Genomic DNA, 14,119 nt, shown 5'->3' with positions numbered 1-14,119 from the left:
CCGTGCCCTGGAGAATGGCATGACGTCCCTGCCCCATGGTGCCGCCGCCGAGCACCTGCCCTTTTTCATCACCGCGCCGGGCAGCACTGATATTCTGATGGTGATCGCCACCATCACGCTGGTCGGCTCCGTGCTGCTGGCGGGCGTGGCCTTCCTGCACGTGCATTCGCTCCCCGAGCGCATGGCCCATCGCGGCCAAAAGCTGCAATTCGAGATCGTGGCGGTGCTCTGCCTGCTGGCGCTTTTCACCCACAACCATGCACTCTGGGTGATCGCGCTGCTGCTCGCCTTCGTTGATCTGCCGGATTTCGGCACCCCGCTCAACCGCATCGCCCGCGCCGCCGAGGTTGTGGCCGGGCTGCCGCCGCCGGAGCCCCGGGAGGAAAGGGCGGACACGCCGTCCGCCCATGGCGACGCGACCGGAGCCGGCCCCCATGCTTGAGCTGCTCCTCTGCTCGATGCTCACCGTCCTGCCGGACTATCTCTACCGCCGCTATGGCCAGGGCAAGCGTATCGGCCGCGAGATCACCTTGTTCTCGGTGTGGTTCGAGCTGCGCTGGGGCATCACCGCCTGCCTGATGCTGACGGTGACGCTCATCACCATCATCTTCTACAACCACCCCTCCGCCACCAACGTCACCGCCTATTTCCGCACCGTGCCGATCGTGCCGGAAACGAACGGCCGGGTGGCGGAGATCTATGTCGGACTCAGCGACCGGATCGAGAAGGGCCAGCCGATCTTCCGGCTCGACGACGCGGCGCAGAAGGCGGCGGCCGAGACCGCGCGCCGGCGCATCGCTGAGACCGACGCGGCGATAACCGTTGCCGCCACTGATGTCGCCGCCGCGCAGGGCCAGATCACCCAGGCGGAGAAGGCGGTGCAGCAGGCGCGCGACGAACTCGACACCAAAACCCAGCTGAACACCCGCAATGCCGATGTCGTCTCGCGCCGCGAGCTCGAACGGCTTCAGGTGGTGGTCGACGGCCGCGAGGGGGCTGTCGCGGCGGCGGTGGCGGCCAAGGAGGGCGCTCTGATCCGGCTGGAAACGCTGCTGCCGGCACAGAAGGCCAGCGCCGAGGCGGCCCTCGCCCAGGCTGAGGTGGAACTGGCCAAGACCGTTATCCGCGCCGGCGTCTCGGGTCGGGTGGAGCAGTTTGCGCTGCGGGTCGGCGACCTCGTCAACCCGCTGATGCGCCCGGCCGGGGTGCTCATCCCGGACGATGCCGGCCGTGAGCGGCTGGTCGCCGGCTTCGGCCAGATCGAGGCGCAGGTAATGAAGCCCGGTATGATCGCCGAGGCGACCTGCCTGTCCAAGCCGCTCACCATCATCCCGATGGTGGTCACCAGCGTGCAGGATGTCATCGCCGCCGGCCAGCTGCGCACCACCGACCAGCTGGTCGACGCGCAGCAGGTCGGCGCGCCGGGCACCATCACCGTGTTTCTCGAACCGCTCTATGAGGGCGGGCTCGATGGCATTCCGCCCGGTTCCACCTGCGCCGCCAACGCCTATTCCAATAATCACGACCTGATCGCCTCGGGCGAGGTCGGCGTGCTGCGCGGGCTCTATCTCCACGTCGTCGACACGGTGGCGCTGGTCCACGCCCTGCTGCTGCGCATCCAGGCGCTGATCCTGCCGGTGCAGACGCTGGTGTTCGGCGGGCATTGACGGCCGGCGCGGGGTTCGGGCCGCGCCGTCAGTCGATGATGTTGTAGCCGCCGTCGATATAGAGCACCTGCCCGGTCATCAGCCGGGCGGATTCATGGGCGAGGAAGGCGGTGGCGATGCCGACATCGTCGATCGTCACCAGTTCGCGCGCCGGTGCCTTGCGCCGGGCCTTGTCGAGCAGCGCGTCGAATTCCGGGATGCCGGAGGCGGCGCGGGTGGCCAGCGGGCCGGGCGAGATGGCGTGGACGCGGATGCCCTTCGGTCCCAGCTCCGCCGCCATGTAGCGCACCGCGCTCTCCAGCGCCGCCTTGGCGACGCCCATGATGTTGTAGTTCTCGATCACCTTCTCGGCGCCGTAATAGGTCATGGTGAACAGCGCGCCGCCCTTCCGCATCAGCGGCTCGGCCAGATGCCCCATGCGGATGAACGACCAGCAGGACACCTCCATCGTCTTCAGGAAACCGTCCAGCGGCGCGTCGGTGACGCGGCCGGCCAGCGTGTCGCGCGGGGCGAAGGCGATGGAGTGTACGAGGAAGTCGAGTTCGCCCCATTGCTCGGTGATGGCGGCGAACACCGCTTCCATCTGCCCCGGCACGGTGGTGTCGAGCGGCAGGAAGATTGGCGCCTCCAGCTCGCGCGCGAGCGGCTCGACATAAGGCCGCGCCTTGTCGTTGAGATAGGTGACGGCGACCTCGGCCCCGAAGGCACGGAAGGCGCGCGCGCAGCCCCAGGCGATCGACTGGTCATTGGCGATGCCGACCACCAGTCCCCTCTTGCCCTCGAACAGCCTCAGCCCTGCGGCCGGAATGACCATGGCGCTCCCCTCCCCGTCTCAGCCCGTGCTCTTCGGCGCGCGCCGGGCCGCCGGCAGGCGCGCGGCAGGCGCCCGCTTCGGCGCCTCCGTTGCCGGAGGCGGCGGGGTTGAGGGCTCAAGGTCGAACAGGGCACGCACCTCCTCCAGCTTCTGCGCCGCTACGCCGGTGAGCGGCCCGGTTGCCGTGAGCACCCGGCACAGCAGCTCGAACGCCTGCGCCCGCTCGCCCGCCTCCTGCGGCAGCAGGCCGGGAAGGGCCGCCAGCGCCGCCTCGCGGTCGATCAGCAGCATGAAATACTGCTCGCGCACCAGCTGCTTGAAATCCTCCAGCGTCAGCTGGCGCGCCCGTGGATGCTGCCGGCGCAGCTGACGGATGGTGGAGAAGCCGCGCTCATCGGCGTGGCCGCGGGCGAGGCCGACATAGATCAGCGCCCGTGCCATCGCTTCGATCAGCCCGCCCTGGCCGATCGCCGCGCGCAGTTCGCCGATGCGCCGCGCGATCAGCTCCCGATGCAGCGCGCTCTTGGCGGCGCGGCGCGGTCCTTGCCGGCTGTCCGGCTCGATGCCCACCGCCGCCTGCAGCAGCGGTGCGCCGTAGATGGCGCGGAATGCCAGCTCGCTCTGGTGTTCCACCGCCTTGCGCCAGGCCTCCAGCCCCTCGACGATCTGGCGCGAGGCCTGCTCCTGCGCCTTGAGGAAAGGGTTGTCAGGCGCCACCGGCCGGCGCGCGTCGCGCACCTTCTCCGCCGCGCCGTCGAGCCAGCCGAGGAAGGGATTGCCGGCGCCGAACATCTCATAGCCGAGCCGCAGCGGATGCAGCCGGCGCGCCGCCTCCGCCATCGCCGGATTGACCATCGCGCGCACAAAGGGCTGCGCCAGCGCCTGATAAAGCGCCAGATTGATCTCCGACACCCGCGCCGCCGTGGCGAACTGGCGCTCGTCGGCGGCGTCATTGCCGCCGAGCGCGCGGATGTCGTCGAGGTCACGCGCCTCGCAGCGCATCACCCATTGCCCGTGCACGAGGTCGGCGCTCGCGGTGTCGGGGCGCTTGGGCTCGAAGATCGCCTCATAGAGGCCGGGCGGCAGCACGTCGATGAAATCGATGTTGGAGGCGAACTCGTCATGCTCCTTCCGCGCCACGCCCGCGGAGACGAAGATGCCGAGATGGCCGATCGTGTCGTGCACCGTGTAGATGATGGTCTGGCCATAGGAGCGGATCTCGTCGACGCTGTCATAGAGGTCGAGAATCCAGTCCAGCGCCTGCTGCGGCGGGGTGATGTTGTCGCCCTGCGAGCAGAACACCACGATGGGCGAGCGGATGTTACGCAGGTCGATCGCCGTGCCGTCGCTGGTGCGGATATCGCCGCAGGCGAGATGATTACCGATGAACAGCTGGTCGACGATGAACTGGATTTCCTCGCCATTCAGCAGCACATGGCCGCCCCACCATTTCTCGAAGCCGAGATAGCGCTCCAGCTCGGTGTCGATCTTGGAGTAGAGGTTGTATTGCTTGCTCCACAGCGTGTTGGCGGGGTTCTGGTTCTCGAAGTTCTGCACCAGCCAGGCGCCATCGAACACGCCGGCACCGAGGTCGCTGGTGAGCGCGGTGAGCCAGCTGCCGCCCAGCAGGCCGCCGGAATAACGCATCGGGTTGCGCCCCTTTACCCCTGCCCAGTAGGACAGCGGCGCGCCGGCGATGATGATCGGCCCGAACAGTTCCGGCCGCACCGCCGCCAGCATCATCACCGCCCAGCCGGCCTGGCAATTGCCGATGACGCAGGGCTTGCCCTCCGCCTGCGCGTGGCGGGCGATCACCGTCTCAAGAAACACCGCCTCGGCGCGGGCGACGTCCTCGATGGTCTGGCCCGGCATCGGCGCGGGAAGGAAGCCAATGAAATAGCAGGCGTGCCCGGCGGCGAGCGCCACGCCGATCTCACTGTCGGCCTTGAAGCCGCCAATGCCCGGCCCGTGCCCCGCGCGGGGATCGACCACCACGAAGGGCCGCTTCATCGGGTCGATCACCATTCCCTCGGGCGGCACGATGCGCAGAAGGAAATAGTTCACTGCCCGAGGCAGGTCGCGCCCATCGACGATCAGCTCCGCCTCATAGTCGAGCACGGTGGGCAGCGGCTCGGCCAGATGCGCTTCATATTGCAGGCCGCGCCGGCGCAGGGCGTCGAGGAACAGCGTGCCGCGCTGGGCGGCATCGGTGGCATAGGCGATGGCGTCGTCGATCATGTCCACACCCGTCCTTCGGCCGCCCGGCACGGATGGTGCGGCGCAGCACGGCAGGCGTCCAGAACATTCTCATCAGAAGGCGCGCGCATTGACCCCGCGCAAGCCGGGGCGCTTTCGCCGGCGGGCGGGCTCAGTCGCGGTCGGCGACGATCAGCTCGACCCCGGCTTCGGCCAGCGCCCGGACCATCGCCTCGGAGGGCGGCAGGTCCGTGACCAGCCGGTGGATGCGCGCCAGCGGGGCGAGCTCGAACACCGCGCCGCGCTCGAACTTGCTGTGATCGGCCAGCACGGTGACGCGGTCGGCGCGCTCGATCATCGCCTTGGCGACTTCCGCCTCCTGCAGGTCGAAATCCATAACCGCATGGGTGTCGATGGCGCCGATGGTGAGAACGGCGTGGCGGGCGCGGAACTTGCCGATCTGCTCCAGCGCCAGCGGGCCGAGGCTTTCCCCGGCATCGGCGCCATAGGCGCCGCCGAGAAGGAACACCTTGTGGCTGTGATTGGCGGCCAGCGTCGCGGCGATGCGCGGCGAATTAGTGATGGCCATCAGCGAGGGCCGCGCCGCCAGCGCCTCGGCAAAGGCGATGGTGGTGCTGCCGGTGTCGATGAACAGCGAATCGTCAGCCGCGAACAGATCCCGCGCCGCACGCGCAATGCGCTTCTTGCCGGCGGCATTCTGCGCCATGCGCTGGGCGAAGGGCCATTCGGTCTCCGGTTCTAGGCCGTTGGCGAGCGCGCGGGCGCCACCGTGATAGCGGCGCAGATGGCCATTGGCCTCCAGCCGGGCGAGATCGCGGCGCACCGTCTCGCGCGACACGCCGAGCCGATCGGCGAGGTCCTCGACCGTCTGCTCGCCGGAAGCGGCGAGCAGGGCGATGATGTCCTCATGGCGCGAGGAAAGTGCCAAGCCTGTCTCCCTACGATGCCGCAGCTGTGTGGCCGCCTCGCATCGCTCCAGCCCCCGTGCCCGATGGGACATAGGGCGCCTGATATCGGTTATGCCAGCGGAGAGGAGACGGTCAACATGGCCAGCCCTGCCCGAATTGTCCGGCATGCAAGAGGGCATCTTTACAGAGTATGACCGAACGGGCAACAATATCGTCCGATAGCGACCATAGAAGCGGATACGCGCGCTGAGTCGAAGACCGAATGGTCAAATTAGTCAATTTTCGGTCTTCCCTTCGTATCCCGATCCGGTACAGTGTTTGCAGTCGCGGAAAAATCAAGCAAGCACAACATTAGTGCAAGGCGACCCGCGAGGGGAATGGACATGTCCGGTTCTCGGCCATCCGGTGGCTCGCTTTCCAGGCGCCGCCGGCCACGGTCTGCGTACGTCCTGGCGCGGGCCGATCGTGCCGCTACCGGCGCTTCGGCTCGCAAGAGCCGCGGCGCCGACGGCGCGGGCTGGAACCCGGCAGAAATGGAGCGACAGCGTGAATGTGGAAGGTATGAAGCAGAGCGCCGGCGCGTGGCGGTTCATCAGCGCCTATGTGCGGTTTACTGACCGCCTGTCGGACTATGTCGGCTATCTCGCCGCCTCCCTCATCTTCGCGATGGGCGGCGTTTTGCTGTTCGATGCCGTGACCCGCAACCTGATCAAGATGCCGGTGCACTGGGCGGTGGAGCTCACCCAGTTCATGCTCGTCGCCTATTACTTCATGGGCGGCCCGTTCACGCTGAAGAACAACGAGCATGTCCGCATGGACCTCTGGTACGCGACGCTGTCCGTGCGCGGCAAGGCCGCGATGGACCTCGCCACCGTGTGGTGCCTGATCTTCTATATCGGCGTGCTGCTCATCGGCTCGATCTCCAGCCTGCAATACGCCATCGCCACCAATGAGAAGCGCTTCTCGATCTGGAACCCCTCGGTGATTCCGATCAAGGCGCTGCTCACGGTCTGCCTCGTGCTGATGCTGCTGCAGGCCTTTGCGCTGGTCTTCAAGCATGTCGCCACCCTGCGTGGGGAGAAGCTCTGATGACCTATGAGATGATCGCGCTGCTGATGTTCGCGTCGATGGTGCTGGCGCTGATCAGCGGCCAGCTGGTCTTCGCCGGCATCGGCTTCGTCGCCTCCGCGGCCGCGCTGCTGCTCTATGGCCCGGGCGCGATGGACCTGCCGTTCAACCAGGTGTTCAAGCTGTTCAACTGGTACGCGATGCTGACCCTGCCCATGTTCATCTACATGGGCTACGTCCTGGCGGAATCTGGGATCGCGGAGGATCTGTACCGGGCGCTGCATGTCTGGTTCGGCCGCTTCACCGGCGGCCTCGCCATCGGCACCATCTTCCTGATGGTCATCATCTCGGCGATGAACGGGCTCTCCGTTGCCGGCATGGCGATCGGCGCCACCATCGCCCTGCCGGAAATGATCCGCCGCGGCTATGACAAGGTGCTGATCTCCGGCGTCATCCAGGGCGGTTCCTCGCTCGGCATCCTCATCCCGCCCTCGGTGGTGCTGGTGCTCTACGGCATGATCGCCCGCCAGCCGGTCTCCAAGCTGTGGTTCGCCGGCGTCGGCCCCGGCCTGCTGATGGCGGCGCTGTTCATCCTCTACATCTATATCAGAGTGAAGCTGAACCCGAAGCTGGCGCCCGAGCTGACGGACGAAGAGCTGAACATGCCGCTTCGTGAGAAGCTGGCGCTGGCGCGCGCGGGCATTATTCCCTTCGCCATCTTCTTCTTCATGACCGGGCTGTTCGTCTTCGGCGTCACCAGCCTGGTCGAGAGCTCGGCGGTGGGCGCCACCACGGCGACGCTGGCGGCCCTCGCCAAGCGCCGGCTGAACTGGCCGGTGCTGCGCGACACCGCGCTGAAGACACTGAATGTCTCCTGCATGTTCATGTGGCTCATCCTCGCCGCCCTCGCCTTCGGCACGGTGTTCGACGGGCTCGGCGCGGTGAAGGCGGTTGAGTTCCTGTTCGTCCAGAAATGGGACCTCAATCCCTGGACCATCATCATCATGATGCAGCTGAGCTTCCTGGTGATGGGCATGTTCCTCGACGACACGGCGATGCTGGTCATCGTCGCACCGCTCTACATCCCGCTGGTCAAGGCGCTCGATCTCGGCTTCGACAACCAGCTGATCTGGTACGGCATTCTGTATACGATTACCTGCCAGATCGCCTATATCACCCCGCCCTTCGGCTACAATCTGTTCCTGATGCGCTCGCTGGCGCCGAAGGAGATCACCCTGGTCGACATCTACAAGTCGATCTGGCCGTTCGCCGCGATCATGCTGTTCACCATCATCATGCTGATGGTCTTCCCGCAGATCGCGCTCTGGCTGCCCGAACACATGAACGTCAAAGGCTGATCGCAACAGCCGACGGACCCTTCCAGAACAACAGAGGAGCAACCGATGACCGACGAGACCAAGAAGCCCACACCCAAGAAGATCGACCCCGCCGCCGATGCCATCCTCGCCACCCGCCGTAGCTTCCTCGGCAAGGCGGCGCTCGGCACCGGCGCCGCGCTGGCGACCACGACGCTGGCGGCCCCCGCCGTCATCGCCCAGGCCGGCACCATCAAGTGGCGGCTGCAGACCTATTCCGGCGCCCCGCTCGGCGCCCATGTCATCAAGCCGCAGATCGACGCCTTCAACGCCGCCGCCAATGGCGCGATGGAGATCGAGCTCTATTACGCCGACCAGTTGGTCCCGACCTCGGACCTGTTCCGCGCCCTGCAGACCGGCACGCTCGACGCGGTGCAGTCGGACGAGGCCACCATGGCCTCGCCGGTCGATATCGCGGTGTTCGGCGGCTACTTCCCCTTCGCCACCCGCTACAGCCTCGATGTGCCGGCGCTGTTCCGCTATTACGGACTGAAGGAAATCTGGGCCGAGGCCTATGCCGAGGTGCCCAACGTCACCTGGCTGTCCACCGGCGCCTGGGATCCGCTGCACATCTTCACCGTCGACAAGCCGATCAAGAGCCTCGCTGACATGGCGGGCCTGCGCGTCTTCGGCGTGCCCACCGCGGGCAAGTTCCTGTCGAAGTACGGCCTCGTGCCGGTGACGATCCCGTGGGACAACGTCGAAGTGGCTCTGCAGACCGGCGAGCTCGACGGCGTCGCCTGGTGCGGCTTCACCGAGGCCTATGAAGTGGGCTGGGCCGATGTGTGCAACTACGCGCTGACCAACTCGGTCACTGGCGCCTGGTTCGGCAGCTACTTCGCCAACACCCCGAGCTGGGAGAAGGTGCCGGCGCATCTGAAGGAGCTGTTCCTGATGAGCATCGACCAGTCCCACTACTACCGCGATGTTTGGTACTGGGGCGGCGAGGCCAAGCTGCGCGTCGAGGGCAACAAGATGGAACTGACCTCGCTGCCGCCGGCAGACTGGGCGCAGGTTGTCAACGATTCCAAGGGCTTCTGGGATGAGGTCGCCTCCTCCAGCCCGCGGGCCGGCAAGGTGGTCGCCGCCTTCAAGAAGTATGACGAGACCATGCAGAAGGCCGGCTACCCCTATCGCTGAGCCCCCGCAGACATCCCCGCCGCCCAAGGGTGGCGGGGACCGCGCGCCCGGACGAGCCGGCCGCGCCGTGCCGACAGGAACGTGCCGACATGCAAAGGAGCGCCATGCGCCCCGAACCGACCGCCCGTGACGAGAGCTTCGACAACGGGCGTTTCGACATCGCCGTCATCGGCGCCGGCGTGGTCGGCTGCGCGGTGGTGCGCAGGCTTGCCCTCGCCGGTGCCAAAGTGGTGCTGATCGAGAAGGGCAGCGACATCCTCTCGGGCGCCTCCAAGGCCAACAGCGCCATCCTCCACACCGGCTTCGACGCCCCCCCGGGTAGCCTGGAGCTTGAGCTGATCAAGGCCGGGCGGGAGGAATATCTCTCGCTGCGTCCCAGCCTCGGCCTCGACCTGGTGAAGACCGGGGCGCTGGTCTGCGCCTGGAACGACCATGAGGCGGAGAAGCTCGAAGCCATCGCCACCCAGGGGCGCGAAAATGGCGTCTCCAACCTGGCGCTGCTGTCTGGCGCCGCCGCCCGCGCCACCATGCCCGGCCTCTCCGAGCGGCTGGTGGCGGCGATCGAGGTGGCGGACGAGCACATTATCGACCCCTGGACCGCGCCGCTGGCCTATCTCACGCAAGGGGTAGCGCTGGGGGCACGTTTCCTGCGCAATGCCGAGCTGATCGAGGGGCGTTTTGACGGCGACTGGCGCCTTGCGACCACCGCCGGCACGGTGACGGCCGGCGCCGTGGTCAATACGGCCGGGCTCTATGGCGACATTGTCGATGGGCGCCTCGGCTTCACCCCGGAATTCGAAATCCGCCCGCGCAAGGGCCAGTTCGTGGTGCTTGATAAGGCGGCCTACGCCCATGTGCCGCGCATCGTGCTGCCGGTGCCGACCGAGATCACCAAGGGCGTCGTCGTCTGCCCCACCGCCTTCGGCAATGTGCTGATCGGCCCCACCGCCGAGGAACAGGCCGACCGCGTGCGGGCCACCGTGGAGACCGAGGCGCTGGAGAGCCTGCTGGCGCGCGGGGCGCAGATCGTGCCGGCGCTGGCCGGCATGCCGGTGACGGCGGTCTATGCCGGGCTGCGGCCGGCGAGCGAGACGAAGGCCTACCGCATCTTCTGCCGGCCGGAGCAGCGGGCGGTGACGCTGGGCGGCATCCGCTCCACCGGGCTCAGCGCCGCGCTCGGGTTGGCGCAGCACGCGCTGAAGCTCATCGAGGGCTTCGGCCTGTCGCTCTCCCCGGTTGCTGCGCCGGCGGTGCGCCTGCCCAACCTCACCGAGACCCGCCCGCGCGACTGGCAGCAGCCGGACCATGGCGAGATCGTCTGCCATTGCGAAATGGCAACGCGGCGCGAGATCGAGGCGGCGCTCATAAGCCCGGTGCCACCCGGCGATTTCGGCGGGCTGCGCCGGCGCACCCGCGCCGGCATGGGCCGCTGCCAGGGCTTCTACTGCAATGCGCGGCTGGCCGAGATGACCCGGGGCAAGCTCCGCGAGCCGCTGGCGATCGGGGACGAACCCTCATGAGCGACGCGGATGTCATCGTCATCGGCGGCGGGCCGGCCGGGGTCGCGGCGGCGGTGGAGCTGCGCCGGCACGGCGTCGCCCGTGTCGTGCTGCTGGAGCGTGAGGCGCAGCTGGGCGGCGCCACGCGCCATTGCAGCCATTCCCCCTTCGGCATGCGCGATTTTCACCGGGTCTATTTTGGCGCCGCCTATGGAAAGCGGTTGGAGGCGGAAGCCGCCCGCGCCGGGGTGGAGGTGCGCACCGGCCATTCCGTGGTCCGGATCGAGGCCGGGGGGCGGGTCGATCTGGCGACGCCCCGCGGCGTCGGGACGCTCCAGGCCCGGCGGCTGCTGATCGCCACCGGCGCGCGCGAGACGCCCCGCGCCGCCCGGCTGGTTTCCGGCGACCGGCCGATCGGGGTGGTGACGACAGGATCACTGCAGGCCTATGTCGCCTTTCACGGCCTGATGCCGTTCCGGCGGCCGCTGCTCGTCGGCTCGGAGCTGGTGAGCCTGTCGGCCGTGCTCACCTGCCTCACCCATGGCGCCCGCCCCGTCGCGATGATCGAGCCCGGCCCGCACCCGCTCGCGCCGGCGCCGCTGGCGTGGTTTCCACGCGCGATGGGCATCCCATTCCATTGCGGGGCGGAACTCGTCGACATTCACGGCGCGAGCCGGGTCGAGGACGTCACGCTGCGCCTGCGCGATGGCACGCTCCAGAAGCACGCCTGCGACGGGGTGTTGTTCACCGGCCGCTTCACCCCGGAAGCGGCGTTGCTGCTTCAGTCGGCGATCGGCGTCGATCCCGGCAGTTCGGGCCCGGCGATCGACCCGTATGGCCGCACCGCCGACCCGCACCTCTTCGCCGCCGGCAATCTCCTGCGCGCGGTCGAGACCGCCGGCTGGTCCTTCCGCGAGGGCCGCGCGGTCGGCCGCGCCATGGCGCAGGATCTGGCGGACGGATGCGAGCCGGGGGCACTCCTCCCCGTCACCTTCGACCCGCCCGTGAAGCTCGTCGTGCCGGGCCTGATCCGGCGCGGCGGCCCTGCCAAACCCGCATTCCCGGACTTCCAGCTGCGCTTCGCGCGACAGGCGCGCGGGCGGCTTTCGCTGGCGCTGGACGGCCGCGAAATGTGGGCGCAAGAGAAGACATGGCGACCGGAACGTCGCGTTGTCTTACCTATTCCGCCTGCCGCCCAGACGGCGGGCCGCGTGCATATCGGTTTCGAGGAGAGGACCTAGTGCGTGTCGCCGCTATCGACCAAGGCACGACGTCGACCCGCTGCCTCGTCGTCGAGGCGGACGGCACGGCCTGGCTTGCGGCCAGCCTCACCCATGAACAGCACCATCCCGCGCCGGGCTGGGTGGAGCACGACCCGCGCGAGCTGCTGAGCAACATCCGCGCCGTGCTGGCGGCTGCCGGGCCGGTCGATGCCATCGCCCTCGCCAATCAGGGGGAAAGCTGCCTTGCCTGGGACGCGGTGAGCGGCGAGGCGCTCTCCCCCATCATCGTCTGGCAGGACTCCCGCACCTCGCAGGCCCTCGCCGCCCGGCCGGAGGAAGATGCCGCCCGCTCGCGGGCGATCTGCGGCCTGCCGCTCGATCCCTATTTCTCCGCCTCGAAGCTGGCCTGGCTCATCGAGAACATCCCCGCCGTCGCCACGGCGCGGGCCAACGGGCGGCTGCGGCTTGGCACCACCGATGCCTATTTCCTCGACCAGCTCACCGGCACCTTCGCCACCGACCTCGCCACGGCCTCGCGCACCGGCCTTGTCGACCTCGCCACCGGGCGCTGGAGCGAGGAACTCTGCGCGATGCACGGCGTGCCGCGCGCCTTCCTGCCCTGCATCCTGCCCGCCGATGGCGGCTTCGGGATGATTGACGGCGTGCCGGTCACCGCCTCCATCGTCGACCAGCAGGCGGCGCTCTATGGCCATGGCTGCCGGGCGCCGGGCGAAGCCAAGATCACCTTCGGCACCGGCGCCTTCCTCCTCGCAGTGTCAGGCACGCAGCGCCCGCAGGCCACCGGCCTGCTGCCCACCATTGCCTGGCAGCGCAAGGGCGAGCCGGCAATCTTCGCGGTCGAGGGCGGCGTCTACGATGCCGGGTCGGCGCTGGAATGGCTGCGCCGGCTCGGCCTGTTCAGCCAGACGCACGAGCTCGACGGTTTCACCGGCCCTTCCGCCTCCAGCCGCGGCCTCGTCTTCGTGCCGGCGCTGTCAGGCCTTGCCGCGCCCTATTGGGACCGCAAGGCGGCTCCGCTGTTCATCGGCATGGACGCGGCAACCGGCCGGCGCGACATGGTGCGCGCCGTGCTGGAAGGCATCGCCCTGCTCACCGTCGGGCTGATCGACGCGGCGGCGGAAGGCGGCGCGCCGATCACCGAAATCTCCATTGATGGCGGCCTGTCGCAGAGCCGCTCCTTCGCCAGCTTTCTCGCCGCCGCGAGCGGGCGCGTGGTGAAGGTGCCGGACCTGCACGAGATGACGGCGCTCGGTCTCGCCGCTCTTTGCGGGATAGATGTTGGCGCAGCCCGAGGCGATGCCCGCCGCTTCACACCCGATGGCTCGGTGAGCCCGCAGGAGCGCGCCCGCTTCGCCGAGGCGGTCGAGAAGAGCCGGGGCTGGCGGAACTGAACGCGGCGGCGCTCCGGTTCAGAACACGAAATCGACCGAGGTCAGCAGCCAGCAACCGCGCGCCCATTCGATCCGGTTACCGCTGGCGTCGGTGTTGATCGAGCTGGTGCGGAACACCGGCGTTCCCGGTGTCAGCGCCAGCAGGCTCGCCTCGTCAGGCGTGGCGAAGCCACCGCTGATGCGGGTCTCGGCGCGGCGGTACTTCTGAATGCCATGGGCGATGAACACATCCGTCACCGACTGGCGCCGGGAATAGACGGTGGTGAAGTCGGGCAGCAGCGCGGCGGGGAACACCTTGGTGCTGATATAGATCGGCTGGCCATCGGCAGAGCGCACGCGGCGCAGGCGCACCACCGGCGCGCCCACCGCCAAGTGCAGCTGTTCGGCGGCGGCGGCGTCCGCGAACTCCTCTTCCAGCACGGTGGTCGTCGTGGTGACGGCCTTGCCGTCGGCGCGCAGGCTCTCGGCAAAGCGGCTGCCGTCGCGCACCACCAGCGCCGAGGGGAGGCTGCGCACGAACACCCCCACCCCCTTGCGCGAGGTGAGGTGCCCTTCTTGCTGAAGCTGCTGCAGTGCCCGGCGCAGGGTGATGCGGGTGACGCCCAGCTTCTCCGCCAGATGCACCTCGCCCGGCAGCTGGCCGCCCGGCGTGAGCCAGCCGCTGTCGATCAGCGAGAGGATATAGTCGTAGATCTGCTGCCAGATCGGCGTGTCGCGGCGCGGGCGGAACACCAGCCCGTCGAAACCCGAGATGCCGTTCGCCGAACCGGGCTGCGTCTTCACGCTCCTGTTCAC

Annotated in this window: 12 protein-coding genes; 8 read left to right on the top strand and 4 right to left on the bottom strand. The window is 68.3% G+C overall.

The window, feature by feature from the left end:
* Window positions 1–19 precede the first annotated feature (19 nt).
* Both BLO63_RS18590 and BLO63_RS18585 read left to right on the top strand, forming a co-directional pair.
* Window positions 20–442: a hypothetical protein gene (locus tag BLO63_RS18590; RefSeq protein WP_091443766.1), complete on the top strand. Its 423-nt coding sequence runs from the start codon at window positions 20–22 to the stop codon at window positions 440–442.
* Window positions 435–1,667 (top strand): HlyD family secretion protein, encoded by a 1,233-nt coding sequence (locus BLO63_RS18585; RefSeq protein ID WP_091443955.1) that lies wholly within the window; start codon window positions 435–437, stop codon window positions 1,665–1,667. Before BLO63_RS18590 ends, BLO63_RS18585 begins: the two co-directional genes overlap by 8 nt.
* Before the next feature lie 28 nt (window positions 1,668–1,695).
* On the opposite strand, the gene fabI is transcribed toward BLO63_RS18585, so the two are convergent.
* From fabI to BLO63_RS18570, 3 genes are all read right to left on the bottom strand, one after another.
* Window positions 1,696–2,481 (bottom strand): enoyl-ACP reductase FabI, encoded by a 786-nt coding sequence (fabI, locus tag BLO63_RS18580; RefSeq protein ID WP_091443764.1) that lies wholly within the window; start codon window positions 2,479–2,481, stop codon window positions 1,696–1,698.
* Window positions 2,482–2,499: 18 nt separating this feature from the next.
* Window positions 2,500–4,719, bottom strand: coding sequence for a DUF3141 domain-containing protein (locus BLO63_RS18575; protein WP_091443762.1), 2,220 nt, complete (start codon window positions 4,717–4,719; stop codon window positions 2,500–2,502).
* Window positions 4,720–4,849: 130 nt separating this feature from the next.
* On the bottom strand, window positions 4,850–5,626 hold the full coding sequence (locus BLO63_RS18570; RefSeq protein ID WP_091443760.1) for a DeoR/GlpR family DNA-binding transcription regulator: 777 nt from the start codon (window positions 5,624–5,626) through the stop codon (window positions 4,850–4,852).
* 526 nt (window positions 5,627–6,152) lie between these two features.
* Between BLO63_RS18570 and BLO63_RS18565 the strand changes: the two genes are divergently transcribed.
* The 6 genes from BLO63_RS18565 (at window position 6,153) to BLO63_RS18540 (ending at window position 13,324) form a co-directional block, all read left to right on the top strand.
* The gene (locus BLO63_RS18565; protein ID WP_091443758.1) at window positions 6,153–6,695 is read left to right on the top strand and encodes a TRAP transporter small permease subunit; all 543 of its coding nucleotides are present in this window, start codon (window positions 6,153–6,155) and stop codon (window positions 6,693–6,695) included.
* Entirely contained in the window at window positions 6,695–8,032 is a 1,338-nt protein-coding gene (locus BLO63_RS18560; protein WP_091443755.1) for a TRAP transporter large permease, read from the top strand. Before BLO63_RS18565 ends, BLO63_RS18560 begins: the two co-directional genes overlap by 1 nt.
* 45 nt (window positions 8,033–8,077) lie before the next feature.
* On the top strand, window positions 8,078–9,190 hold the full coding sequence (locus BLO63_RS18555) for a type 2 periplasmic-binding domain-containing protein (protein ID WP_091443753.1): 1,113 nt from the start codon (window positions 8,078–8,080) through the stop codon (window positions 9,188–9,190).
* Between the two features lie 104 nt (window positions 9,191–9,294).
* Window positions 9,295–10,710 carry an NAD(P)/FAD-dependent oxidoreductase gene (locus BLO63_RS18550; RefSeq protein WP_091443752.1) on the top strand — a complete coding sequence of 472 codons (1,416 nt, stop codon included), beginning with the start codon at window positions 9,295–9,297 and terminating at the stop codon, window positions 10,708–10,710.
* On the top strand, window positions 10,707–11,930 hold the full coding sequence (locus BLO63_RS18545; RefSeq protein WP_091443750.1) for an NAD(P)/FAD-dependent oxidoreductase: 1,224 nt from the start codon (window positions 10,707–10,709) through the stop codon (window positions 11,928–11,930). Before BLO63_RS18550 ends, BLO63_RS18545 begins: the two co-directional genes overlap by 4 nt.
* On the top strand, window positions 11,930–13,324 hold the full coding sequence (locus tag BLO63_RS18540; protein ID WP_091443747.1) for an FGGY family carbohydrate kinase: 1,395 nt from the start codon (window positions 11,930–11,932) through the stop codon (window positions 13,322–13,324). The genes BLO63_RS18545 and BLO63_RS18540 overlap by 1 nt, the downstream gene beginning before the upstream one ends.
* Before the next feature lie 18 nt (window positions 13,325–13,342).
* On the opposite strand, the gene phnF is transcribed toward BLO63_RS18540, so the two are convergent.
* Window positions 13,343–14,119: a phosphonate metabolism transcriptional regulator PhnF gene (phnF, locus tag BLO63_RS18535; protein ID WP_244517966.1), complete on the bottom strand. Its 777-nt coding sequence runs from the start codon at window positions 14,117–14,119 to the stop codon at window positions 13,343–13,345.

It is taken from the genome of Ancylobacter rudongensis, from assembly GCF_900100155.1.
Lineage (GTDB): Bacteria > Pseudomonadota > Alphaproteobacteria > Rhizobiales > Xanthobacteraceae > Ancylobacter > Ancylobacter rudongensis.
This window is presented reverse-complemented; position numbering and strand designations above follow the sequence as displayed.

Excerpts from the sequence above, each read along its gene's own strand:
- BLO63_RS18590 (WP_091443766.1), top strand. The coding sequence starts at position 20 with ATGACGTCCCTGCCCCATGGTGCCGCCGCCGAGCACCTGCCCTTTTTC.
- BLO63_RS18585 (WP_091443955.1), top strand. The coding sequence starts at position 435 with ATGCTTGAGCTGCTCCTCTGCTCGATGCTCACCGTCCTGCCGGACTAT.
- fabI (WP_091443764.1), bottom strand. The coding sequence starts at position 2,481 with ATGGTCATTCCGGCCGCAGGGCTGAGGCTGTTCGAGGGCAAGAGGGGA.
- BLO63_RS18575 (WP_091443762.1), bottom strand. The coding sequence starts at position 4,719 with ATGATCGACGACGCCATCGCCTATGCCACCGATGCCGCCCAGCGCGGC.
- BLO63_RS18560 (WP_091443755.1), top strand. The coding sequence starts at position 6,695 with ATGACCTATGAGATGATCGCGCTGCTGATGTTCGCGTCGATGGTGCTG.
- BLO63_RS18555 (WP_091443753.1), top strand. The coding sequence starts at position 8,078 with ATGACCGACGAGACCAAGAAGCCCACACCCAAGAAGATCGACCCCGCC.
- BLO63_RS18550 (WP_091443752.1), top strand. The coding sequence starts at position 9,295 with ATGCGCCCCGAACCGACCGCCCGTGACGAGAGCTTCGACAACGGGCGT.
- BLO63_RS18545 (WP_091443750.1), top strand. The coding sequence starts at position 10,707 with ATGAGCGACGCGGATGTCATCGTCATCGGCGGCGGGCCGGCCGGGGTC.